We start from the raw sequence: 20,133 nt of genomic DNA, 5'->3' as shown, positions 1-20,133 counted from the left end.
GACACCCGGCAGCGAGTGCCGCCGGGTGGTGACCCGAGGAGCCCACCTTGGCTGCTGAGCTGCACGTCGAGCTCGTCGCCGCGGACCGCAGTGTCTGGTCCGGCGAGGCCACCCTGGTCGTCGCGCGTACCACGTCCGGCGACATCGGCGTCATGCCCGGTCACCAGCCGCTGCTCGGTGTGCTGGAGTCGGGCCCTGTGACGATCCGTACGACGGACGGGGGAACGGTCGTGGCGGCTGTCCACGGCGGTTTCGTCTCGTTCGCCGACAACAAGCTGTCCCTGCTGGCCGAGATCGCCGAGCTGTCGGACGAGATCGACGCCCAGCGGGCGGAGCGGGCGCTGGAGCGCGCGAAGTCGGACGCTGACGCGTCCGCCGAGCGTCGCGCCGACGTGCGACTTCGTACGGTGGCGGCGCGCTGAATCCAGCGAGCCACATGATGTACCTCAGCCGCGGCCCAGGCCGGAGATGATCTCCGGACCGGGTCGCGGCTGAGGCGATCTACCGGTAGTTGCTGTTTTTGCTGTTCCGTTATCAGGCATTCGGCGCCTGATCGGTCGAGAAGCGAGGAGGTCGGTGCAGATGGTCCTCGCATCCGTGCTGTGCGTGGTCGCGATCGTCGTACTCGTCGTGGTGGGGCTTGTCGCCTTCGGCGTGCGTCGTCGGCTCATCCAGCGCTCCGGCGGTACGTTCGACTGCTCGCTGCGCTGGGACGCGCCGGCGCCCGATGCGGCCGACGTGTCCGGCAAAGGGTGGGGCTACGGGATCGCCCGCTACAACGGCGACCGGATCGAGTGGTTCCGCGTCTTCTCGTACGCGCCCCGTCCCAAGCGGGTCCTGGAGCGGGCGGCGATCGAGGTCACCGGCCGGCGGGCCCCGGAGGGCGAGGAGGAGCTCGCGCTCCTCTCCGACGCGATCGTCCTCGCGTGTACGCACCGCGGGACCCGGCTCGAACTGGCCATGAGCGAGGACGCGCTGACCGGTTTCCTGGCGTGGCTGGAGGCGGCGCCTCCCGGCCAGCGGGTGAATGTGGCGTGAGGCACTGAAGAAGCCGGGCTCACGGGGGGCGTTCCCGTAGGCCCGGCTTCGGTTTCAGGGGGTGGCTACTTCAGGCCGGAGTTGATGGCCGTGACCAGTTCGCCGTTGGACGTGTCTCCGGAGAACTCCCAGAAGAACGCGCCGCCCAGGCCCTGCGACTTGGCCCACGACATCTTCGAGCCGATCGTCGCCGGTGTGTCGTAGGACCACCAGTCGGAGCCGCAGTGCGCGTAGGCCGTCCCGGCCACCGTGCCGTTCGACGGGCACTTGGTCTTGAGGACCTTGTAGTCCTCGATGCCCTGCTCGTACGTGCCCGCGGCGGGCCCTGTCGCCGTGCCGCCCGGCTCCTTCTGCGTGACGCCGGTCCAGCCGCGGCCGTAGAAGCCGATGCCCAGCAACAGCTTGCTCGCGGGGACGCCCTGCGCCTTCAGCTTGGCGATCGCCTCGGCGGAGGTGAAGCCCTGCTGCGGGATGCCGGAGTACGAGTTGAGGGGCGAGTGCGGGGCCGTCGGGCCCTTCGCGGCCCAGGCGCCGAAGAAGTCGTACGTCATGACGTTGTACCAGTCGAAGGACTGGCCCGCTCCCGCGTAGTCGTTCTTCTCGATCTTGCCGCCGGCGGAGGCGTCGGCCGTGATCGCCGCCGTGACCAGGTTCTGCGAGCCGAACTTCGAACGCAGCGCCGTCGACAGCTTCTTGAGCGCGTCCTGGCCGGACGTGTCACAGCTCAGGCCGCACGCGTTCGGGTACTCCCAGTCGATGTCGATGCCGTCGAAGACATCGGCCCAGCGCGGGTCCTCGACCAGCTTGTAGCAGGAGTCGGCGAACGCGGCCGGGTTCTTCGCGGCCTCACCGAAGCCACCGGACCAGGTCCAGCCGCCGAAGGACCAGAGGATCTTGAGGTTGGGGTTCTTGGCCTTCAGCTGGCGCAGCTGGTTGAAGGCGCCCCGCAGCGGCTGGTCCCAGGTGTCGGCCTGCCCGGAGACGGAGTTGGCGGCCGTGTACGCCATGTCGGTGTCGGCGTAGGCGTCGCCCATGGTGCACTTGCCGCCCTGGACGTTGCCGAAGGCGTAGTTGATGTGGGTGACCTTGGCGGCCGACCCGGAGGTCTCCAGGTTCTTCGGGTAGTACTGGCGGCCGTACACGCCCCAGTTGGTGAAGTAGCCCAGGTTCACCTTGGAGCCGGGGCCGGGCCCCGGGTCGGTGCCGCCGCCAGTGGTGTGGACCTTCACCGCGCCGGACACGGGTCCCGTCTGGTCGGCGGTGTCTCGGGCCTGCACCGTGTACGAGTAGTCGGTGCCCGCGCTCAGGCCCGTGTCGGTGTACGAAGTGCCGGTCACCGTCGCGACCTTGGCGCCGTCGCGCAGCACGTCGTAGTTCTTGACGCCCTTGTCGTCGGTGGCGGCCGGCCAGGACAGCTTGGCGGAGGTGTCGGTGACGCCGGAGGCGGTCGGGGTGCCCGGTGCGGAGGGGGCCGCGTCGCCGGGGACGTCGCCGCCGTCGCAGGAGGCGCCGTTGAGCTTGCAGCCGGTGGGGGCGCCGGAGCCGGTGCCGTTGAAGCCGAAGGAGACCGAGGCGCCGGGGGCGAGCGACCCGTTCCAGGAGAGGTTCTTGGCGGTCCAGTGGTCGGCGGAGTTGGTGACGGTCGCGTCCCAGGCCGAGGTCACCTTCGTACCGGAGGGGAAGTCCCACTGGACGTTCCACGAGTTCACCGTGGTGGTCCCGGAGTTCTTTATCGTCCACTTGCCCTCGAAGCCGTTGCCCCAGTCCTGGGTCTTGGCGTACGTGGCGGTGACGGTGGTGGCCTCGGCGGCGGCGTGGGAGGGGGTGGCGAGGCCGACGAGGGCGGCGGCGGGGAGGGCGAGGGTCGCGAGTGCGGCGGTCGCTCTGTGCCGGAGTCTCTTTCTGGGGAGGTCGGTCGGGTGCATCGGTGCTCCTAGGGAGGTCCGGGGTTCGTAAGGGGGTGGAACCCTGCGACGCCCATGAGCACCGGAGTGGGGGGTGTGCTCACCGCAGTGCGGCGAGAATAGAAAGGTCTGGACCAGCGGTCAAGGTCTAAACCAATCACGGCTTTCGGCCAACTTCCCGCGCCAGCACGGCAGCCTGCACCCGGCTGCGCAGATTCAACTTGCCCAGCAGACGGCTGACATGGGTCTTCACCGTGGCCTCGGCCATGTCGAGCCGGTCCGCGATCTCCGCGTTGGACAGGCCGTCGCCCAGCCGGTCGAGCACCTCCCGCTCCCGGCGCGTGAGGGTCTCCAACTCCGGTGGAGCGTCGGCAGGTTCGCCCTCGGAGGGCCGCGCGAACTCGGCGATCAGGCGGCGGGTGACCGCCGGCGCGATCAGGCCCTCGCCCCGGGAGACCGTGCGGACGGCCGACAGCAGATCCTTCGCGTCCGTGTTCTTGAGCAGGAACCCGGCCGCGCCCGCGCGCAGCGCCCCGAACACGTACGCGTCGAGGTCGAAGGTGGTCAGGACCAGCACGTCCGCGAGCCCCTCCGCGACCACCGTCCGCGTGGCCGAAACGCCGTCGAGCCGCGGCATCTGTACGTCCATCAGGACCAGGTCGGGCCGCAGCTCCCGGGCCAGTTCCACCGCCCGCTCGCCGTCCTCCGCCTCGCCGACGACCTCGATGTCGGGCGCGCTGTTCAGGATGAGGACCAGCCCGGACCGCACGGCGGACTGGTCCTCGGCGACGAGTACGCGGATCACTCGGTGACTCCTTCCAGGGGGAGGCGGGCGCACACCCGCCAGACTTTGCCGCCCGGGGCGTCGGGCCCCGCCTCGAACGTGCCGCCGAGCAGCGCCGCCCGCTCCCGCATCCCGACGAGTCCGGCCCCGGAACCCGGCGCGCGCGGCCCGTCCCGGTCACCGTACGGGCTGTGGACCCGGACCTCGACGCGTTCGTCGGAGCGGTCGACGGCCACCGTGACCAGGCCCTTCGCCGCGTGCTTGAGCGCGTTCGTGAGGGATTCCTGGACGATGCGGTAGGCGGCGAGCTCGACCGGCGCCGGCAGGTCGGTGACCGCTCCGGACACGGTCAGCCGGACGTCCAGCCCGTTCGCACGGGACTGCTCGACGAGGGCGCCGAGGCCCGCCAGGGTGGGCGCGGCGACCGGTTCGGGGTCATCGCCCGGGTCCCGCAGGATGCCGATGAGGCGGCGCATCTCGGCGAGGCCGTCGACGCTGTTCTCGCGGATCGTCTTCAGCGCCGTACGCGTGGTGTCCGGATCGTCGAGGGACAGCGCGGCCGTGGAGTGGATCGCGATCGCCGAGAGGTGGTTCGCCACCATGTCGTGCAGCTCGCGGGCCATCCGCGCGCGCTCCGCGGTCACCGCCTGCGTCCGGTCGAGCTCGGCGAGCAGCGCGGTCTGCCCGGCCCGCAGCCGCTCCGTCTGCGCGGCCTCGCGGTGGCCGCGCACCAGCAGGCCGGTCGCGGCGGGGCCGAACGAGACGAGCCCGGTCGCGACGCCGATCAGGATGGCCTCCGGCTGCCGCAGCCACGCCAGGAACCCGAGCGTGACGGCGACCGTGAGCAGGCCGGTGACCACGGGGAGGCGGCGCGCGGCGGCCGGCGTCCCGTACAGCGCGCCCGCGTACATCAGGTCCGTGAACATCAGGATCGTCGCCAGGCTGCCCTGCGTGAACTGGTCGGCGATCACGGTGACCGTGCCGACGATGACCGCGAACCGGGGCCGGGTGCGGCGCAGCAGTTCCAGGGCCGCCATGACGACGAGCGGGACGAGCAGCCAGTCGCCGTCGAAGACGCGCCCCGAGTTCATCCCGAGGCCGATGCCCCACAGCGCGAGCCCGCCGAGCAGCCCGCCGACGGCGATGCGCACGTCGTCGCGGTGCGGACGGAGGGAAGCGGCGGCCTGCATGCCCCCATCCAACACGGCCGGAGCGGCCTAGGGCCCTTCTGACGGATCAGGCTGGATCCGGGTGGCCGCAATGGCCGGTTCCGGCGAGTGGGGTCTGGTGCGTGCAGGTGCAAGGCGGAGGAGGGCGTCAACGCGGAGCGTTGGCAACCGACGACAACGCCGCAGATGCGCGTGCCAGGGCCCGCGACTCCAGCAAGATCCGTCAGAAGGGCCCTAGCCATGGTGCGGCGGGACGAGCGGGGGACAGGCGCCACTACATCGAAGGATGCAGTCCCACTTCGTCATGTACGACGACGATCACGCGCCGCGCGGCAGGGAGCCTTGAAGCGGGGAACGAGAGGAGTCCGTCGTGATCGTCACGCTGATCGTCGCCTGCGAGGTCGGCTTCTGGGTGCTGCTGGCCGGGGGCCTCGCCCTGCGCTACTGGGCCAGGATGCCGCGCGCGAGCGTGGCCGTGCTGCTCTGCGAGCCACTTCTGGAGGTCGTGCTGTTCGTCGTCACGGCCATCGACCTCAAGAACGGCGCCGAACCCGACTGGAAGCACGGCCTCGCCGCCGTCTACATCGGCTACTCCGTCGCGCTCGGCCACTACACCATCAAGTGGGCCGACGTCCGCGTCGCCCACCGCTTCGCGGGCGGCCCGCCGCCGTCGACCCCCAAGTACGGGATGCCGCGCGCGATCCACGAGTGGAAACTGGCCGCCCGCTGGATCCTCGCCGCGGTCATCGCGATCGGGCTGCTGCAGGGCGCGATCTGGTACGTCGGCGAGGGCGGGGCGACCGATTCCCTGACCGTGTGGCAGGAGAAGATGCTCTTCCTGATCGCGCTCAACGTGATCATCGCGCTGGGCTACACGGTCTTCCCGAAGAAGGCCCCCGCCCTGACGGCGAACAAGGGTTAGCGCTCGCCTCCGGGTACCCACAAGACGTCCCCGACCTCTTTGTTCGCGATGCGGGCAAGAATGAACAGGAGGTCGGAGAGGCGGTTCAGGTAGGTCGCGGTGAGCGGGTTCATCGACTCGCCGTGGACCTCCAGCGCGGCCCACGTCGAGCGCTCCGCCCGCCGTACGACCGTGCACGCCTGGTGCAGGAGCGCGGCACCCGCGGTGCCACCCGGCAGGATGAAGGACCGCAGCTTCTCCAGCTGATCGTTGAAGTGGTCGCAGTCCGCCTCCAGCTTGTCGACGTAGAACTGCTCGACGCGCAGCGGCGGGAACTCGGGCTTCTCGACGACGGGAGTCGACAGGTCGGCGCCGACGTCGAACAGGTCGTTCTGCACCCGCACGAGCACCTTCGCCACCTCCTCGTCGAGGCCGCCGAGTGCGATGGCCGTGCCGATGACGGCATTGGCCTCGTTGGCGTCCGCGTACGCCGAGATCCGCAGATCGGTCTTGGCGGTGCGGCTCATGTCGCCGAGGGCGGTGCTGCCCTTGTCTCCGGTACGGGTGTAGATACGCGTCAGATTGACCATGCGACCACCCTAGTTACGCGGCGGCCCGCCGGAAGCCGCGTGTGCCGACCGTCACGGCGAGCGCCGCGAAGGCGAGCGCGACCAGCACCCCGTAGAGCATGTTCGCCGTCGCGTAGTGGCCGACGTACGCGTCCCGCATCGCGTCCACCAGATAGCGCAGCGGCATGACGTGCGACAGCGCGTCCAGCCAGCCGGGCGCGAGCGCCATCGGCAGCATCAGGCCCGACAGCAGCATCGACGGCATGGTGACCGCGTTGATCACGGGCCCGAACTCCTGCGGTGTACGTGCCTTGAAGGCGAGCGCGTACGACAGCGAGGCCAGGGAGACGGTCAGGAGCGCCACGAAGGCGAAGCCGATCAGGATGCCCGCGAGCGGCGCCCGCAGGCCCATCGCGAGCGCGGCGAGCACGAGCAGCACGGCCTGGAAGGCGAACAGCGCGGTGTCGCGCAGCACACGGCCGAGCAGCAGCGCGAGCCGGCTCACGGGCGTGACCTGCATCCGCTCCACCACGCCGTAGTTCTTCTCGACGATGATGCCGAAACCGCTGAAAGCGGCCCCGAACAGGCCGAGTTGGAGCAGCAGTCCGGGGACGAGTACCTGCCAGGAGCTGCCGTTCGTGCCGAGCGGGAGGCCGGTGAGCAGCGGCCCGAAGAGCACCAGATACAGCAGCGGCATCAGGATGCCGAAGAGCATCTGGAACCGGGAGGAGAGGGTCTGGCGGGCGTAGCGCCCGAAGATCAGGGACGTGTCGGAGATCAGGATCCTCATCGCGCTCACACCGCCACCGGGGTCGTGTCCACGGGCGCGGGACCGCGTCCGGTGATCGCCAGGAAGGCGTCCTGGAGCGTCGCGTCGATCGACCCGCCGTGCGCCAGCTTCAGCGCGCTCGGCGTGCCGTCGGCCACCACGACTCCCTTGTCCACGACGACGACGCGGTCCGCGAGCGCGTCCGCCTCGTCGAGGTAGTGCGTGGTGAGGAAGACGGTCGTGCCGTGTTCGGCGCGCAGCCGGCGGACCAGGTCCCACAGGTCGGCGCGGCTGGCGGGGTCGAGCCCGGTCGTCGGCTCGTCGAGGAAGAGCACCTGCGGCCGGTGGGTGAGCCCCATCGCGATGTCGAGGCGGCGCCGCTGACCGCCGGAGAGCGCGCCGGTCTTGCGGTCCAGGAGGTCGGTGAGCCCCAGGTCGGCCGCCAATTCCTTTGCCCTGTCGGTCGCTTGATGCTTCGTCAGGCGGTACAAGCGGCCCTGTGTGACGAGTTCCTCGCGCACGGAGACGCCCGGGTCGACGCCGCCGGACTGCGCGACGTAACCGACCGCGCTCCGTACGCCCGCCGGGTCGTTCGCCAGGTCGTGCCCCGCGACGGTGGCCGCGCCGCCGGTGGGCGTGAGCAGTGTGGTGAGCATCCGCAGGGTCGTGGTCTTGCCCGCGAGGGCCTCCGGGGAGCGGGTGGCAGGCGCGGGCCGGCCATGAGGTGTCGGGTTTCGAACGGCGGGGGTGTTGGCGGGTGGGGCCTGGCTGAGGCCGTGGCGGGGCCACACTGCTGCCCTGCCGAGACGTTCCCTCGCGCTTCGGAGGCTGAGGTCGCTCCGTGAACGCTCGCCCACCGGAGGCGCGGGTGACGCCTCCGGCCGCGCCGGGTGGCCTGCTTGCCCGGCCGGGGGTCCGGGGGTTGGCCCCCGGGAGATGCAGCCCGGCGAAGGAGGACCTGTTCCTCGACCGGGCCTCCGGCGTCGTCGACCGGATGTCCCGCTGGGTGCGCGGCCGGGGCGCGGGGGAGTCCGCGGCGGCGGCCGTGCTGCGCGAGCTGCGCGAGGAGGTCGAGTCGGTCTCGCCGCGCGTCGGGCTCATGGACGGCTACAGCGAGTTCATGCGCGTGGTGCACGCCGCCCCGGCCCTGCGCTCCCGGCTGTGGGCCATCCAGCAGGAGGTCCACGACAACCTCGTGGAGACACTGCGTGAGGAGACCGGCGCCGCGGCGGACGACCCGCTGCCGGACCTGATCGCGGGTCAGATCGGCTGGGTCCACCAGACCGCCATGGCGGGCATCGGACGCCGGATGGTCGAGGGCGGCACCCCCGCCGAGGTCTCCCGCGAGATGCTCGACGTGATGGAAGAACTTCTGAGCGAGAAGGTGCTCAACTACGCCGTCCGTGACGCCTGATGACCATGGATGATCGATCACCGGGTCGCGCCGGTGTGATGTCCGTCATGTGGGACGTGACGCGCATCTCTTAGCGGTCACGAGGCCGCTCACTGGCGCTAGTGTCCGCCGGAGAGCAACGTAAACAGCGGTAATGCGGTCGCGCGGGACGCGCGGTTAGGGGACGTACGTGGCAGGGAAGCTCGCCGTCATCGGAGCCGGCCTCATGGGGTCGGGCATCGCGCAGGTCTCCGCCCAGGCGGGCTGGGACGTCGTGTTGCGCGACGTCACCGACGAAGCGCTCACGCGCGGCACCGACGGCATCAAGGCCTCGTACGAGAAGTTCGTCGGCAAGGGGAAGCTCGACGCCGCCGATGCCGAGGCCGCGCTCGGCCGCATCACCGCGACCACCGACCTGGACGCCGCCGCCGACGCGGACGTCGTCGTCGAGGCCGTCTTCGAGAAGCTCGAGGTCAAGCACGAGATCTTCCGCGCGCTCGACAAGATCGTGCGGGACGACACCGTGCTCGCCTCGAACACCTCGGCCATCCCGATCACCAAGATCGCGGCGGCGACCGCACACCCGGAGCGCGTCGTCGGCGCGCACTTCTTCTCACCCGTGCCGATGATGCGGCTGTGCGAGCTGGTGCGCGGCTACAAGACGAGCGACGAAACACTCGCCACGGCGCGGGAGTTCGCCGAGTCCGTCGGCAAGACCTGCATCGTGGTGAACCGGGACGTCGCCGGGTTCGTGACGACCCGCCTCATCTCCGCCCTCGTCGTCGAGGCCGCGAAGCTGTACGAGTCGGGGGTCGCCACCGCCGAGGACATCGACGTCGCCTGCAAGCTGGGCTTCGGGCACGCGATGGGGCCGCTCGCCACCGCCGACCTGACGGGCGTCGACATCCTGCTGCACGCGACCGAGAACATCTACACCGAGTCGCAGGACGAGAAGTTCGCGCCGCCGGAGCTGATGCGCCGGATGGTGGACGCCGGTGACATCGGCCGCAAGAGCGGGCAGGGCTTTTACAAGCACGCTTGACCGTACAGCTGATGCCATGTCACCCCTCGGGGTGAATTCGGTATCGGTTCGCTTACAGACGGCAACTTTCGGCCTCCTCGGCACGTCAGTTGCAGTGACATACCCAGATCACCCGGATCACATGAACAGCTGAGTACCGGCTCAGAAGCAGTCGCGTACTCCGACCACGCCGAGCACTTCTGTATTTCCCACGGGGAGCGCATATGTACATCAGGGGCGACCACGTCGAGCTGGTCGTCGGGGGCCGCCTCGACGTCCGCAGCGCGGCGGACGCCCGTTCGGTCCTGCACACCGCCGTCGATGACGGAATCGGCGACCTGGTGCTCGACCTGTCCGAACTCGACTCCTGGGACGCGACGGGCCTCGGCGTCATCATGGGCGCCCACCGCCGAGCGGGCCGCTGCGGACGCAGGCTCGTGCTGCGCCGCGTACCGCCCCAGATGCAGCGCCTGCTCGTCGCCACCAGACTGCACCGGATCCTGGCCATCGAAGGTGGCATCGGCGTCGAGTCCCTGCCGCGCGTCTGAGGCGGAAGGCCGCGCGCACGGCCGGGAGCCGCGCGGCTGAACCGGAAGGTATGACCCCGGAAGGGGTGAACCAGTCATTCCGGCGGGAACCGCCGACAATCCTCACGAGACTGTGACGTCTCGGGCGGCGCGGTACCTCCCGGCTTCGTAGATACTGAGCCAAGCGACAGCGCGGTGCGCACAGGCCGGGAGGGGCAAGCGGCGCATCACGCTTTTGGGGGGCTTTGACGATGGACCCGATGAACCGGGGACCGGAAGATTCCAGCCAGGAAAGGCACGACGGGGCGGGGAGCGGCGGAGCACGCCAGCGCCCGCCCCGCGATCCCCTGACGCCCGACTACGGCCAGGCGTCACCCGCGCTCGCCCGCACCGTGCGACTCGTCTCGGGCGACCACCTGCTGACCGTCAATCCCGTCGACGGCAGCGAGATCGAACCCTGCCCGCCCGGCGAGCGCCCGGGCCGGCCCGCCAAGTACGACGCCACGGAGCGTGCGGCGCTCACCCGCGCCGCCCGGCCTCCGCTGCCGCCCGGCCCCGCGCAGCCGCAACTGCCGCTCCTGGAGCGGCAGGAGGAGCGCGAGCGCCTGGTGCGGCTCCTGGCGCGCGGCCGCTCCGTACGGCTCACAGGGCCCGCGGGCTCCGGGCGCACGGCGCTGCTCGACCAGATCGCCCAGGACTGCGCCGACATCGCGCCCGAAGGCGTCATCCGCCTCTGCGGCCACCGGCGCTCCGTGGACGACCTGCTGTACGACCTGTTCGGCGCGATCCACAAGGCGCCGCTGCACCGCCCCGACCGCGCGCTGCTGCTCGAACTCGTCCACGACATCGGCGCCGTCGTCGTCCTCGACGACCTCGAATTCGGCGGCGCCGCGCTCGACGAACTCCTCGAAGCGACACCCGAGTGCGCCTTCCTGCTGTCCGCGACGCCCGACGTACCGGCGCCGTCGGCCGACTCGCACGTCGAGGAGGTCTTCCTGGCGGGGCTCGGCCGCGGTGGCGGACAGGAGCTCCTGGAGCGGGCCGTCGGCCGGGTGCTCACCGACGAGGAGGCGCAGTGGGCCGCCGACCTCTGGTTCGAGTCCGAGGGCCTGCCGCTGCGCTTCGTACAGGCTGGCGCCCTGCTCCGGCAGCGCGACCGACTCCGCTCCGACCCCGAGGCGTTCGACGCGTTCGGGTACTACGAGGGTCCCGACGCGGCACCGATCGACGCGCCCTTCGACGCAGACGGGCACGACGTGCCGCTGCCCGCGCTCGCCGAGGCCGCGGCGCCCGCCGCGCTGCTCGCGTCCCGGCTCGGCGCGTCCGCGCGCGCCACGCTGGAGTTCGCGGTCGCGCTCGGCGGCGAGATCCCGCACCAGGCGCATCTGCCGGCGCTCGTCGGTGACACGCACGCCGACGCGGCCCTCGCCGAACTCGTCTCCTCCGCGCTCGTCACCCCGGTCGGCGGCCGCTACCGCCTCGCGGCCGGAGTACGGCAGCAATTGGAGACCGCGGGCTACGGCGCAGACTCCGCCGGACGCGGGCGCACCGCCGCCCAGCACTACGCCTGGTGGGCCGCGCACCCGTCGGTGGGGCCCGAGCGGGTGGCCGCGGAGTCCGACGCGGTGCTGGCCGCTCTCGCGGCGACGACGGCCCTCGACGCGTCCGTGGAGCTGGCCCGCGCGGCCGCGCCCGCCTTCGCCGCCGGGCTCGCCTGGAGCGCGTGGGAGCGCGCGCTCAGGGCGGGCCTCGAAGCGGCGCGCGCCACCGGGCAGGTTGCCGAAGAGGCGTACTTCCACCACGAGTTGGGCATCCTCGCGCTCCTCGGCGGGCAGCTGGACCGGGCCCGCGTCGAGCTGGAGGCCTCCATCGCGCTGCGCGGCGCCGTCGCCGACAAGCGCGGCACGATCGCCGGGCGCCGGGCCCTCGCCCTGGTCGCCGACCGCTCGGGCGGCGCGCTGCCCGGCGGGCGTACGGCGGCGGGGGAGGAGGTCCCGGACGCGATGTACGAGGAGTCGGCCTCGCCGCCCGGCGGAGTCCCCGCGTACGCACAGTCCGAAGCGCCGCCGAGCGAGCCCGACACCCTGGTGACCCGCAAGGCCGCCGCTCCCACGCCGCCCGCCCCGACCGTCGTCGGAGGCAAGGCGCCCTCACGCACATCGGTGGCCGGCGGAGCCCGGCGCAACATGGTGGCGGCGGGCGCGGGCGCGCTGCTCGCGGCGGTGCTCGGCACGGTCGTCACGCTCGGCGCCACGTCGGGCAACGACGACCCGCCGTCGGACAAGGTCGACACGAAACCGTCGGCGACGGCGGGGGAGAACGGCGGAGACCTCGGAGCCGACGAGGCGGGCGGCGGCGACGGCAGGACGAGCGCGGCGCCGACCGACCCGGGTGAGGACGGCGTCCTCGGCACGGCGGACGACCCGACTTCGTCGAGCGGTGCGAGCGGGAAGCCCTCCGGTACGCCGAGCGGCTCCAAGACCCCGGACGACCCGACGAAGTCGCCGACCAAGTCGCCCACGAAGTCCCCGACGAAATCGCCGACCAAGTCCCCGACGAAGCCGCCTACTACGCCTCCGACGACGCCCCCGCCGACGAGCGAGCCGCCGCCGACGTCCACCACTCCGACGACGACGGCCCCGCCGACGACCCCGGACACGTCGGACACGGCAAGCGGCCCGATCACGACGACACCGAGCGGAAGCGGCTCCGTCATGTGAGGTTTCCCAGCCCGGCAGGGGGCACCTCCCAGCGTTGGCTGGGGGACATCCAAGCCCCGCCGGCGTTTGAGGCGCGGGGTCCGGGGCGGAGCCCCGAGGCGTCAACCCCGGACCCCCGCAACCCTCAGAAGAGCCGCAGCTTGTCGTCCTCGATACCCCGAAGCCCGTCATAATCCAGCACGGCGCAACCGATACCCCGGTCCGCCGCGAGCACCCGCGCCTGCGGCTTGATCTCCTGCGCCGCGAAGACACCCCGCACCGGGGCGAGGTGCGGATCCCGGTTCAACAGCTCCAGGTAGCGCGTGAGTTGCTCGACCCCGTCGATCTCGCCACGGCGCTTGATCTCGACGGCCACGGTCTGCCCGTCGCCGTCCCGGCACAGGATGTCGACCGGGCCGATCGCCGTCATGTACTCGCGGCGAATGAGCGTGTAGCCCTCGCCGAGCGTGTCGATGCGGTCGGCGAGCAGCTCCTGGAGGTGGGCCTCGACGCCGTCCTTGATGAGGCCGGGGTCCACGCCGAGCTCGTGCGAGGAGTCGTGGAGGATCTCCTCCATCGTGATGATGAGCTTCTCACCCGCCTTGTTGACGACGGTCCACTTGCCCTCGTCGTCTCCGCTGCCCTCCTTCAGGGTGCAGGGCGGTGACATCCAGTTGAGGGGCTTGTAGGCGCGGTCGTCCGCGTGGATCGAGACGCTGCCGTCCGCCTTCACGAGGATGAGGCGAGGCGCCGACGGGAGGTGGGCGGTGAGCCGGCCCGCGTAATCCACGGAGCAACGGGCGATGACGAGACGCATGGTCGGCAACGCTACTCGAACCCCACCGGGCTATGCACTTCTCCCTCCCGTCTCCCCCCACCGCCCTACCCGAGCCCCTGCCGTGCGCCCCTTTAATTCCAGTAAGCACGCGTTCGCCATTGGCCGGTTGTGTACGAACGATTACCCCTACGCCCTGTTGCGGTTCGGACACGTTGCCTACCGTAGAAGACAGGAGGTCGCGGCGCGTGCACGCTGCGTGTTCCACGGGCCCGTGCGTGCCGAGGACTTCTGCCCTGTCCGTCAGCCCCCGCTCCCCGGGGGTGCGAGAGGAGAACCCATGTCGCTCGACGTCTCACCGGCACTGTTGGATCAGGCCGAGCGAGGCGAGGTCGACGAAAAGGACTTCGTCGACTGCGTCCGGACCTCCCTGCCATACGCATGGGAGATGATCAGCTCCCTGGTGGCTCAGCTGAAGGTCGACGGCGGATCGTTCGCCGACAACCAGACGCCGCCCCCGGACGAGCAGGCACGTGGACAGCTTCTGCGTGCGCTCGCGAGTGACGCGATACGCGGGGCGCTGCAGCGGCACTTCGGTGTCCGCCTCGCGTTCCAGAACTGCCACCGGGTCGCGGTGTTCCCGCAGGACCCGTCGGTGGACGAGACGCTCGCCCGCTTCACCTCGGCTCGCAACCAGCTGCTCAACCAGTCACCGGAACTGCGTGACTGCTGAGCGTTGAGGGCGTAACAGCCTTTGCCTGTCGGCCCGTACGCGGGAGGTGCATCTGTACGGGCCGGCGGGCGCCGAGGCGAAATACCCACAGCCTCAGTCGAGTTGCGGCAGTACCTCGGCTCCCAGGCGCCGCACGTTCTCCTCCGTCGCCGTGAGATCCCCCGAGCCCTCGACGAGCAGGGCGAACCGGGTGATCCCCGTCCGCTCCGATGTGGCCGCGAGCCGGTCGGCGCACAACTGCGGGGTACCGACCGGGTGCAGGGAGCACAGCAGCTCGGTGTACGCGTGCGGGTCGCGCATCGTCCGCGCCCTGCCGTCCACCGTCACATGGGCGTCAAGCCCCTGCTTCAGCCAGCCCGGCATCGCCTTCAGGAGTGTCTCCGCGGCCTCCGACTCGCTGTCACCGATCTGGGCGACACCGGCGGACACGTGCCCCGCCGCGTAGATCTCCTCGACCGAGCGCCCGGCCTCGCGCGCGCAGCGCCGCCACAGGCCGACCATCTCGGCCTTCTCCTCGTCCCCGATGTGCATGCCGAGCAGCATCGGCAGACCCCGCTCGGCGGCGAGCCGCACGCTCTTCGGTGACGTACAGGCAACGATCACTTCCGGCCCTTCCTGGGCCGCCCCGCCGATCGCCTCGGTCGAGCGCGGAACGACCGGGACCTCGCGGAAGGCGAAGCGCTCCCCGGCGCCGCCGACGCGCTCGTCCCGCAGCCACTTGAGGAGCAGGTCGAGGGACTCCGGGAACCCCTTCTCGTACGCCTCGACGCCCGCCCCGAAGACCTCCAGGTCCACCCAGGGCCCGCCCCTGCCGACGCCGAGCGAGAACCGGCCGCCGGATGTGACGTGCAGCAACGCCGCCTGCTCGCCGAGGGCGACCGGGTGCGCGGTCGGCAGCACACTGACCGCCGTACCGACCCGCAGGGTGTTGGTCCGGCCGAGCAGCAGCGCGGCCAGCGTCACGGCCGAGGGGCAGGTCCCGTACGGCACGAAGTGGTGCTCGGCGAGCCACACCGAGTCGAGGCCCGCCTCTTCGGCGACCTCGGCGGACCGCACCGCGCGGTGCAGTGCCTCTCCCTGCCCCTGGCCCGGAAACTGGGCCGCCAGTACAAACGTCCCTACACGCATCGCACTCCTGCCTTCCTTGGCGCCGACGCGGGCACTCCCCCTGAAGGCAATAACGGTTGGCAAGTGCCAAGGACACGGCCTCCCAAGAAGATTGGCAGATTTTCCGGCAAGTCTTGACGAGGTCCCCGCAGCACGGTCTCCGGGTACCCCCCACCCGTCGGCGTAGGCTGGATACGCCCTCCCGCTCCGTTCAGACAACCCGAGGTGAGACGTGTCTCCGCGCCGCAACCGTCCCAAGGCAGGCGGATCGTCCAGCAGCAGCGAGTCCACCAGCAGTGGGGACGAAGCGAGGCGCTACGGCGGGTTCCAGTCCACGGAGAGCTGGCAGGGCGATCAGTGGTGTGTGCGCCATGTGGCGGGCGCGAGCGCGGCCGGGAAGACGTACCGCTGCCCCGGCTGCGACCAGCAGATCCCCTCTGGGGTCGCCCATGTCGTGGCCTGGCCTGAGTACGGGGGAGTGGACGATCGCCGGCACTGGCACAAGGCGTGCTGGAACGCGAAGGACCGCCGCACCACGAAGGTGCAGCGGTCCAGGAACGCGCCGAGGTACTGAAGGGCCCGGGCTTGTGGGCCCCAAGCCCCCTATACGTCGCGGTTGTTGAGCGACAGGAACGCGCCGCCGAGCGCCACCGCGGTGATCGCCGCCATGATCCACAGCGGTTGCCAGCCGGTCGGGCCCGATCCCGCGGTCACCGAGTTGTCGTAGAGCACGGCGAGCTGGCTGGGGATCGAGTACTCGAGCAGCGCCTGCTGAAGGTCCCTGAGCGACTGCGAGAACATGAAGATCGCCATGACGAGCGGCAGCAGCACGACGCCGACCATGATGGTGATCGCGCCCGCCGAGTGCCGTACGAGCGTGCCGACGGCGAGGCCCAGCAGGCCGAGCAGCGCGACGAACAGGCCGACGCCGAAGGTCGACTTCGCCCACGTGCCGGCCTCGGGCGAGTCCACGCCCACGATGCCCACCTGGAGCGCCCCGACGAGCGCGGCGAACACGGTGGTCAGCACCGCGACGAGCAGGAAGAAGACGATCGCCTTGGCGGCGAGCACCCGGCTCCGGCTGGAGCAGGCCGTCATCGTCGTACGGATCATGCCGGTGCCGTACTCGGACGCGATGGTCAGGACGCCGAGGGTCATCACGCAGATGGTGCCGAGCAGCGTGCCGAAGAAGCCGAGGCCGAGCACCTGGTTGCTGCTCGGCGACGAGCCGTCGTCGGCGGCGACCACCGCGGCCGAGCCCAGACCGAGGCCGACCATCAGCACGATCATCACGCCCAGCGTCCACATCGTGGAGCGCACGGAACGGATCTTCGTCCACTCCGAGGCGAGCGCGTCGCCGAGGTGCGCCTTGCGGGCCGGGATGGGCGAGGCGTACGAGACGCCGGGTGCGGCGAGGGGCGGGGGCGGCGTGCTCATCGGGCGTCCTTGTCCATCGGCGGGGCGGGCGGGGCCGGCGGGGCCATCGGGGTCGCGTACGGGTTCTGGTCCGCGACGGGCTGAACCGGCGGCTGGACGGGCGGCTGGACCGGCGGCTGGACCGGCGCCTGGGGCGGCGGCGGGGCGTACCAGCCCGGCTGGCCCTGGCCCGGCACCGGCATCTGCTGCGGCGGCATCATGCCCGGCGCCACCGGTTCCTGAAGACCCGTGCGCTGGTCGGCGGTCGAGCGGTAGTCGACGGCGCCCTGCGTCATCCGCATGTACGCCTCCTCCAGCGAGGCCTGGTGCGGCGACAGCTCCCACAGCCGTACGTCGGCGCCGTGCGCCAGATCGCTGATGCGCGGCAGCGTCAGGCCGGTGACGCGCAGCCCGCCGTCCTGCTCGGGCATCACCTGGCCGCCGGCCTCGGTCAGCGACGCCGTGAGCTTCTCGCGCTGCTGCGGCTCGCTGTCGGGGGTGCGCACCCGCGCGAAGCCGGCAGAGTTGTGCGCGATGAAGTCCCGCACGCTCATGTCGGCGAGCAGTTGCCCGCGCCCGATCACGATCAGGTGCTCGGCAGTGAGCGCCATCTCGCTCATCAGGTGCGAGGAGACGAAGACCGTGCGCCCCTCGGCGGCGAGCGTCTTCATCAGGTTCCTGACCCAGAGGATGCCCTCGGGGTCGAGCCCGTTGACCGGCTCGTCGAAGAGCAGCACCTGCGGGTCGCCGAGGAGCGCGGCGGCGATGCCGAGCCGCTGCCCCATGCCGAGCGAGAACCCGTTGGAGCGGCGCTTCGCGACGTCCTGAAGCCCGACGACGCCGAGCACCTCGTCGACGCGGCGGGCCGGGATGCCGGAGAGCTGGGCCAGGCTCAGCAGATGGCTGCGGGCGGTCCTGCCGCCGTGCACGGCCTTCGCGTCGAGCAGCGCGCCGACCTGGCGCGGCGCGTTCGGGAGCTTGTTGTACGGATAGCCGCCGATGGTCACATGGCCCGCGGTCGGCCGGTCGAGGCCGAGGATCATGCGCATGGTCGTGGACTTGCCCGAGCCGTTCGGCCCGAGGAACCCGGTCACGGTCCCCGGCCGCACCTGGAAGGAAAGGTTGTACACGGCTGTCTTCGCGCCATAGCGCTTCGTCAGGCCGACTGCCTCGATCATTCTCCGCACCCATCGGAAGGTTCTGAGAGTTTCAGGACGTCGGGGCAGACGCCCCCGTAAGGGTTAGGAGCGTATACGTGTGCTGACGGTTCCGGCCAAGAGTGAGTTGAGCGTCGGGCGGGGCGGGGGCCTTTCCTACGCGTCCCGCTTCTTCAGCAGCACGTATCCGATGATCAGCGCCACCGCCACCCACACCAGCAGGATCGCGAGCCCGCCCCACGGCCCGTACGGAGAGTCGTCGCTCGGCGGGTCCACCACCTGCATGACCTTCAGGCCCGCCTGGTCGGGGAAGTACTGGGCGACCTTCTTCGTGGCCGAGACGCTGCCGAGGATCGGCGAGACCAGGAAGAAGAACGGCATCAGGATGCCGAGCGAGAGCATGGGGGAGCGGAGCATCGCCGCGACGCCCATGGAGAACATCGTCATCAGCGTCATGTAGACGGCGGCGCCGAACACCGCGCGCAGCACGTTCGGGGCGCCCAGGTCGGTGCCGTGATCGCCCAGCATCAGCTGGCCGAGGAAGAACGACGCGAAGCTGATGATCAGCGCGACGACGAGCGCGAGCAGCGCGGCGACCAGGATCTTGGAGAAGAGGAACGTGCCGCGCTGCGGTACCGCCGCGAGCGAGGTGCGGATCATGCCCGTGCTGTACTCGCTCGCGACCACGAGGACCCCGAAGACCAGCATCGCGAGCTGGCCGAGGGTGAGGCCGGAGAAGGAGATGAAGGTCGGGTCGAAGGTCAGCTTGTCCCCGGTCGACATCTTGTCGAACTCGTTGCCGGTGAACGCGCTGATCAGCATGCCGAGGCCGACGGAGACGAGCACCGCGAGGCCGAGCGTGAAGGCCGTCGAGTTCACCGATTTGATCTTGGTCCACTCGGAGCGGAGGACCTGGGCCGCGGCCATCTCAGGCGCCCTTCTCTCGGTTCGCTTGGTTCCAGCTCGAACCCCAGCCCGACTGCGGCGGGCTCTGTGGGTTCTGCGGGTTCTGCGGGGCCTGCGGGGCCTGAGGGCCGCCCTGCGGGTTCTGCTGCTCCGGTGTGTCCGTGTGCGCGTGGTACTCCACCGACTCCGCCGTCAGCTGCATGAACGCCTCTTCCAGGGATGCCTGCTGCGGGCTCAGTTCGTGCAGGACGAGCTGGTTCCGTGCGGCGAGCTCGCCGAGCTCCTCGGCGGGGTGGCCGTCCACCTCAAGGGCGCCGCCGGACTCCACGACCGTGATGCCGGCCCGGTGCAGCACGTCGAGCAGGCGCTCGCGCTGCGGCGAGCGCAGCCGGACGTACGAGCGCGAGTTCTGCCGGATGAAGTCCGGCATCGACATGTCGGCAAGGAGGCGGCCCTGCCCGATGACCACCAGGTGGTCGGCGGTGAGCGCCATTTCGCTCATCAGGTGGGAGGAGACGAAGACCGTACGGCCCGCGGTCGCGAGGGATTTCATCAGGTTGCGGATCCAGTGGATGCCCTCGGGGTCGAGCCCGTTGACCGGCTCGTCGAACATCAGGATCCGCGGGTCGCCGAGGAGTGCGCCTGCGATGCCGAGCCGCTGCCCCATGCCGAGCGAGAACCCCTTCGCCTTCTTACGGGCCACGGCCGTGAGGCCGACCGTGTCCAGCACCTCGTCCACGCGGCTCTTGGGGATGCCGTTGGACTGCGCCAGACAGAGGAGGTGGTTGTAGGCGTTGCGGCCGCCGTGCATCGCCTTCGCGTCCAGCAGCGCGCCTATGTAGCGCAGCGGGTCCTTCAGCTGGGCGTAGTGCTTGCCGTCGATCCGGACGTCGCCCGCCGTCGGGTTGTCGAGGCCGAGCATCATCCGCATCGTGGTGGACTTGCCCGCGCCGTTGGGGCCCAGGAACCCGGTGACGATCCCTGGCCGGACGGAGAAGGTGAGGTCGTCCACGGCTGTCTTCTCGCCGTAGCGCTTGGTCAGCCCCGAGAGCTCGATCATGCGGCCACGCTAGAACGTGACAAAGCCCCCGGCCACTTAAGTGGGACCGGGGGCCGATCAAGCCCGCCCGTAGCGTGCGGCGAGGCGAATCAAGCCCCGCCGGCGATTGAGGCGCGGGGTGCGGGGCGGAGCCCCGCGGCCTCAGCCCCGGGGAGGGGTTGCGCTCCGGGGGGGGGCCCCCCGCCCCCCCGGGGCGCAACACCCC

Annotated in this window: 20 protein-coding genes and 1 pseudogene; 9 read left to right on the top strand and 12 right to left on the bottom strand. The window is 70.9% G+C overall.

Going from position 1 to position 20,133, the window contains the following annotated elements:
• Positions 1-47 precede the first annotated feature (47 nt).
• Together ACFYWS_RS38290 and ACFYWS_RS38285 are read left to right on the top strand one after the other, a co-directional pair.
• Positions 48-422 carry a F0F1 ATP synthase subunit epsilon gene (locus ACFYWS_RS38290; protein WP_266714129.1) on the top strand — a complete coding sequence of 125 codons (375 nt, stop codon included), beginning with the start codon at positions 48-50 and terminating at the stop codon, positions 420-422.
• A gap of 160 nt (positions 423-582) precedes the next feature.
• Positions 583-1,038 carry a DUF2550 domain-containing protein gene (locus tag ACFYWS_RS38285; protein ID WP_389284220.1) on the top strand — a complete coding sequence of 152 codons (456 nt, stop codon included), beginning with the start codon at positions 583-585 and terminating at the stop codon, positions 1,036-1,038.
• A 65-nt stretch (positions 1,039-1,103) separates the two neighbouring features.
• Here ACFYWS_RS38285 and ACFYWS_RS38280 read toward each other — a convergent pair whose 3' ends face one another.
• The 3 genes from ACFYWS_RS38280 to ACFYWS_RS38270 form a co-directional block, all read right to left on the bottom strand.
• A complete protein-coding gene (locus ACFYWS_RS38280) occupies positions 1,104-2,963 on the bottom strand; it encodes a glycosyl hydrolase family 18 protein (RefSeq protein WP_389284218.1) in 1,860 nt (619 codons plus the stop codon).
• Positions 2,964-3,099: 136 nt separating this feature from the next.
• On the bottom strand, positions 3,100-3,747 hold the full coding sequence (locus tag ACFYWS_RS38275) for a response regulator (RefSeq protein WP_389284216.1): 648 nt from the start codon (positions 3,745-3,747) through the stop codon (positions 3,100-3,102).
• On the bottom strand, positions 3,744-4,916 hold the full coding sequence (locus tag ACFYWS_RS38270) for a sensor histidine kinase (RefSeq protein ID WP_389284214.1): 1,173 nt from the start codon (positions 4,914-4,916) through the stop codon (positions 3,744-3,746). The genes ACFYWS_RS38275 and ACFYWS_RS38270 overlap by 4 nt, the downstream gene beginning before the upstream one ends.
• Before the next feature lie 349 nt (positions 4,917-5,265).
• On the opposite strand from ACFYWS_RS38270, the gene ACFYWS_RS38265 reads away from it, so the two are divergent.
• Positions 5,266-5,817, top strand: coding sequence for a hypothetical protein (locus tag ACFYWS_RS38265; protein ID WP_389284212.1), 552 nt, complete (start codon positions 5,266-5,268; stop codon positions 5,815-5,817).
• On the opposite strand, the gene ACFYWS_RS38260 is transcribed toward ACFYWS_RS38265, so the two are convergent.
• The 3 genes and pseudogenes from ACFYWS_RS38260 to ACFYWS_RS38250 all read right to left on the bottom strand — a co-directional run.
• Entirely contained in the window at positions 5,814-6,386 is a 573-nt protein-coding gene (locus tag ACFYWS_RS38260) for a cob(I)yrinic acid a,c-diamide adenosyltransferase (RefSeq protein WP_389284211.1), read from the bottom strand. The two genes, ACFYWS_RS38265 and ACFYWS_RS38260, sit on opposite strands and share 4 nt — an antisense overlap.
• Before the next feature lie 13 nt (positions 6,387-6,399).
• Positions 6,400-7,149: an ABC transporter permease gene (locus ACFYWS_RS38255; protein WP_389284304.1), complete on the bottom strand. Its 750-nt coding sequence runs from the start codon at positions 7,147-7,149 to the stop codon at positions 6,400-6,402.
• Positions 7,150-7,160: 11 nt separating this feature from the next.
• A pseudogene (locus ACFYWS_RS38250) lies at positions 7,161-7,814 on the bottom strand (ABC transporter ATP-binding protein); the annotation flags it as partial.
• A 215-nt stretch (positions 7,815-8,029) separates the two neighbouring features.
• Here ACFYWS_RS38250 and ACFYWS_RS38245 point away from each other — a divergent pair.
• From ACFYWS_RS38245 to ACFYWS_RS38230, 4 genes are all read left to right on the top strand, one after another.
• The gene (locus ACFYWS_RS38245; RefSeq protein WP_389284302.1) at positions 8,030-8,548 is read left to right on the top strand and encodes a TetR/AcrR family transcriptional regulator; all 519 of its coding nucleotides are present in this window, start codon (positions 8,030-8,032) and stop codon (positions 8,546-8,548) included.
• A gap of 169 nt (positions 8,549-8,717) precedes the next feature.
• A complete protein-coding gene (locus ACFYWS_RS38240) occupies positions 8,718-9,569 on the top strand; it encodes a 3-hydroxyacyl-CoA dehydrogenase family protein (RefSeq protein ID WP_389284209.1) in 852 nt (283 codons plus the stop codon).
• Positions 9,570-9,772: 203 nt separating this feature from the next.
• Entirely contained in the window at positions 9,773-10,096 is a 324-nt protein-coding gene (locus ACFYWS_RS38235) for an STAS domain-containing protein (protein WP_266714147.1), read from the top strand.
• A gap of 230 nt (positions 10,097-10,326) precedes the next feature.
• Positions 10,327-12,795, top strand: coding sequence for an ATP-binding protein (locus ACFYWS_RS38230; RefSeq protein ID WP_389284207.1), 2,469 nt, complete (start codon positions 10,327-10,329; stop codon positions 12,793-12,795).
• Positions 12,796-12,919: 124 nt separating this feature from the next.
• On the opposite strand, the gene nucS is transcribed toward ACFYWS_RS38230, so the two are convergent.
• Entirely contained in the window at positions 12,920-13,591 is a 672-nt protein-coding gene (gene nucS, locus ACFYWS_RS38225; protein ID WP_389284206.1) for an endonuclease NucS, read from the bottom strand.
• Between the two features lie 298 nt (positions 13,592-13,889).
• Between nucS and ACFYWS_RS38220 the strand changes: the two genes are divergently transcribed.
• Entirely contained in the window at positions 13,890-14,282 is a 393-nt protein-coding gene (locus ACFYWS_RS38220) for an SCO5389 family protein (RefSeq protein WP_389284204.1), read from the top strand.
• A 93-nt stretch (positions 14,283-14,375) separates the two neighbouring features.
• On the opposite strand, the gene ACFYWS_RS38215 is transcribed toward ACFYWS_RS38220, so the two are convergent.
• Positions 14,376-15,410 (bottom strand): LLM class flavin-dependent oxidoreductase, encoded by a 1,035-nt coding sequence (locus ACFYWS_RS38215; RefSeq protein WP_389284202.1) that lies wholly within the window; start codon positions 15,408-15,410, stop codon positions 14,376-14,378.
• Positions 15,411-15,621: 211 nt separating this feature from the next.
• Here ACFYWS_RS38215 and ACFYWS_RS38210 point away from each other — a divergent pair, with 211 nt between their 5' ends.
• Complete coding sequence (locus tag ACFYWS_RS38210; RefSeq protein WP_389284200.1) at positions 15,622-15,963, top strand: ATP/GTP-binding protein; 342 nt, start codon at positions 15,622-15,624, stop codon at positions 15,961-15,963.
• 29 nt (positions 15,964-15,992) lie between these two features.
• On the opposite strand, the gene ACFYWS_RS38205 is transcribed toward ACFYWS_RS38210, so the two are convergent.
• The 4 genes from ACFYWS_RS38205 to ACFYWS_RS38190 form a co-directional block, all read right to left on the bottom strand.
• On the bottom strand, positions 15,993-16,826 hold the full coding sequence (locus tag ACFYWS_RS38205; RefSeq protein ID WP_389284198.1) for an ABC transporter permease subunit: 834 nt from the start codon (positions 16,824-16,826) through the stop codon (positions 15,993-15,995).
• Entirely contained in the window at positions 16,823-17,983 is a 1,161-nt protein-coding gene (locus tag ACFYWS_RS38200) for an ABC transporter ATP-binding protein (RefSeq protein WP_389284197.1), read from the bottom strand. The genes ACFYWS_RS38205 and ACFYWS_RS38200 overlap by 4 nt, the downstream gene beginning before the upstream one ends.
• Before the next feature lie 135 nt (positions 17,984-18,118).
• Entirely contained in the window at positions 18,119-18,889 is a 771-nt protein-coding gene (locus ACFYWS_RS38195; protein ID WP_389284195.1) for an ABC transporter permease subunit, read from the bottom strand.
• A 1-nt stretch (position 18,890) separates the two neighbouring features.
• Positions 18,891-19,928, bottom strand: a complete 1,038-nt coding sequence (locus ACFYWS_RS38190; protein ID WP_389284193.1) for an ABC transporter ATP-binding protein — start codon at positions 19,926-19,928, stop codon at positions 18,891-18,893.
• Between the last annotated feature and the right edge of the window lie 205 nt (positions 19,929-20,133).

Origin of the sequence: Streptomyces sp. NPDC002795 (genome assembly GCF_042888725.1) — a bacterium.
Classification (GTDB): Bacteria; Actinomycetota; Actinomycetes; order Streptomycetales; family Streptomycetaceae; genus Streptomyces.
This window is presented reverse-complemented; position numbering and strand designations above follow the sequence as displayed.

What these genes read in the sequence shown, in the direction of transcription:
- ACFYWS_RS38285 (WP_389284220.1), top strand. Translation starts at nt 583, where the DNA reads ATGGTCCTCGCATCCGTGCTGTGCGTGGTCGCGATCGTCGTACTCGTC.
- ACFYWS_RS38280 (WP_389284218.1), bottom strand. Translation starts at nt 2,963, where the DNA reads ATGCACCCGACCGACCTCCCCAGAAAGAGACTCCGGCACAGAGCGACC.
- ACFYWS_RS38270 (WP_389284214.1), bottom strand. Translation starts at nt 4,916, where the DNA reads ATGCAGGCCGCCGCTTCCCTCCGTCCGCACCGCGACGACGTGCGCATC.
- ACFYWS_RS38260 (WP_389284211.1), bottom strand. Translation starts at nt 6,386, where the DNA reads ATGGTCAATCTGACGCGTATCTACACCCGTACCGGAGACAAGGGCAGC.
- ACFYWS_RS38235 (WP_266714147.1), top strand. Translation starts at nt 9,773, where the DNA reads ATGTACATCAGGGGCGACCACGTCGAGCTGGTCGTCGGGGGCCGCCTC.
- ACFYWS_RS38230 (WP_389284207.1), top strand. Translation starts at nt 10,327, where the DNA reads ATGGACCCGATGAACCGGGGACCGGAAGATTCCAGCCAGGAAAGGCAC.
- nucS (WP_389284206.1), bottom strand. Translation starts at nt 13,591, where the DNA reads ATGCGTCTCGTCATCGCCCGTTGCTCCGTGGATTACGCGGGCCGGCTC.
- ACFYWS_RS38220 (WP_389284204.1), top strand. Translation starts at nt 13,890, where the DNA reads ATGTCGCTCGACGTCTCACCGGCACTGTTGGATCAGGCCGAGCGAGGC.
- ACFYWS_RS38215 (WP_389284202.1), bottom strand. Translation starts at nt 15,410, where the DNA reads ATGCGTGTAGGGACGTTTGTACTGGCGGCCCAGTTTCCGGGCCAGGGG.
- ACFYWS_RS38205 (WP_389284198.1), bottom strand. Translation starts at nt 16,826, where the DNA reads ATGAGCACGCCGCCCCCGCCCCTCGCCGCACCCGGCGTCTCGTACGCC.
- ACFYWS_RS38200 (WP_389284197.1), bottom strand. Translation starts at nt 17,983, where the DNA reads ATGATCGAGGCAGTCGGCCTGACGAAGCGCTATGGCGCGAAGACAGCC.
- ACFYWS_RS38195 (WP_389284195.1), bottom strand. Translation starts at nt 18,889, where the DNA reads ATGGCCGCGGCCCAGGTCCTCCGCTCCGAGTGGACCAAGATCAAATCG.
- ACFYWS_RS38190 (WP_389284193.1), bottom strand. Translation starts at nt 19,928, where the DNA reads ATGATCGAGCTCTCGGGGCTGACCAAGCGCTACGGCGAGAAGACAGCC.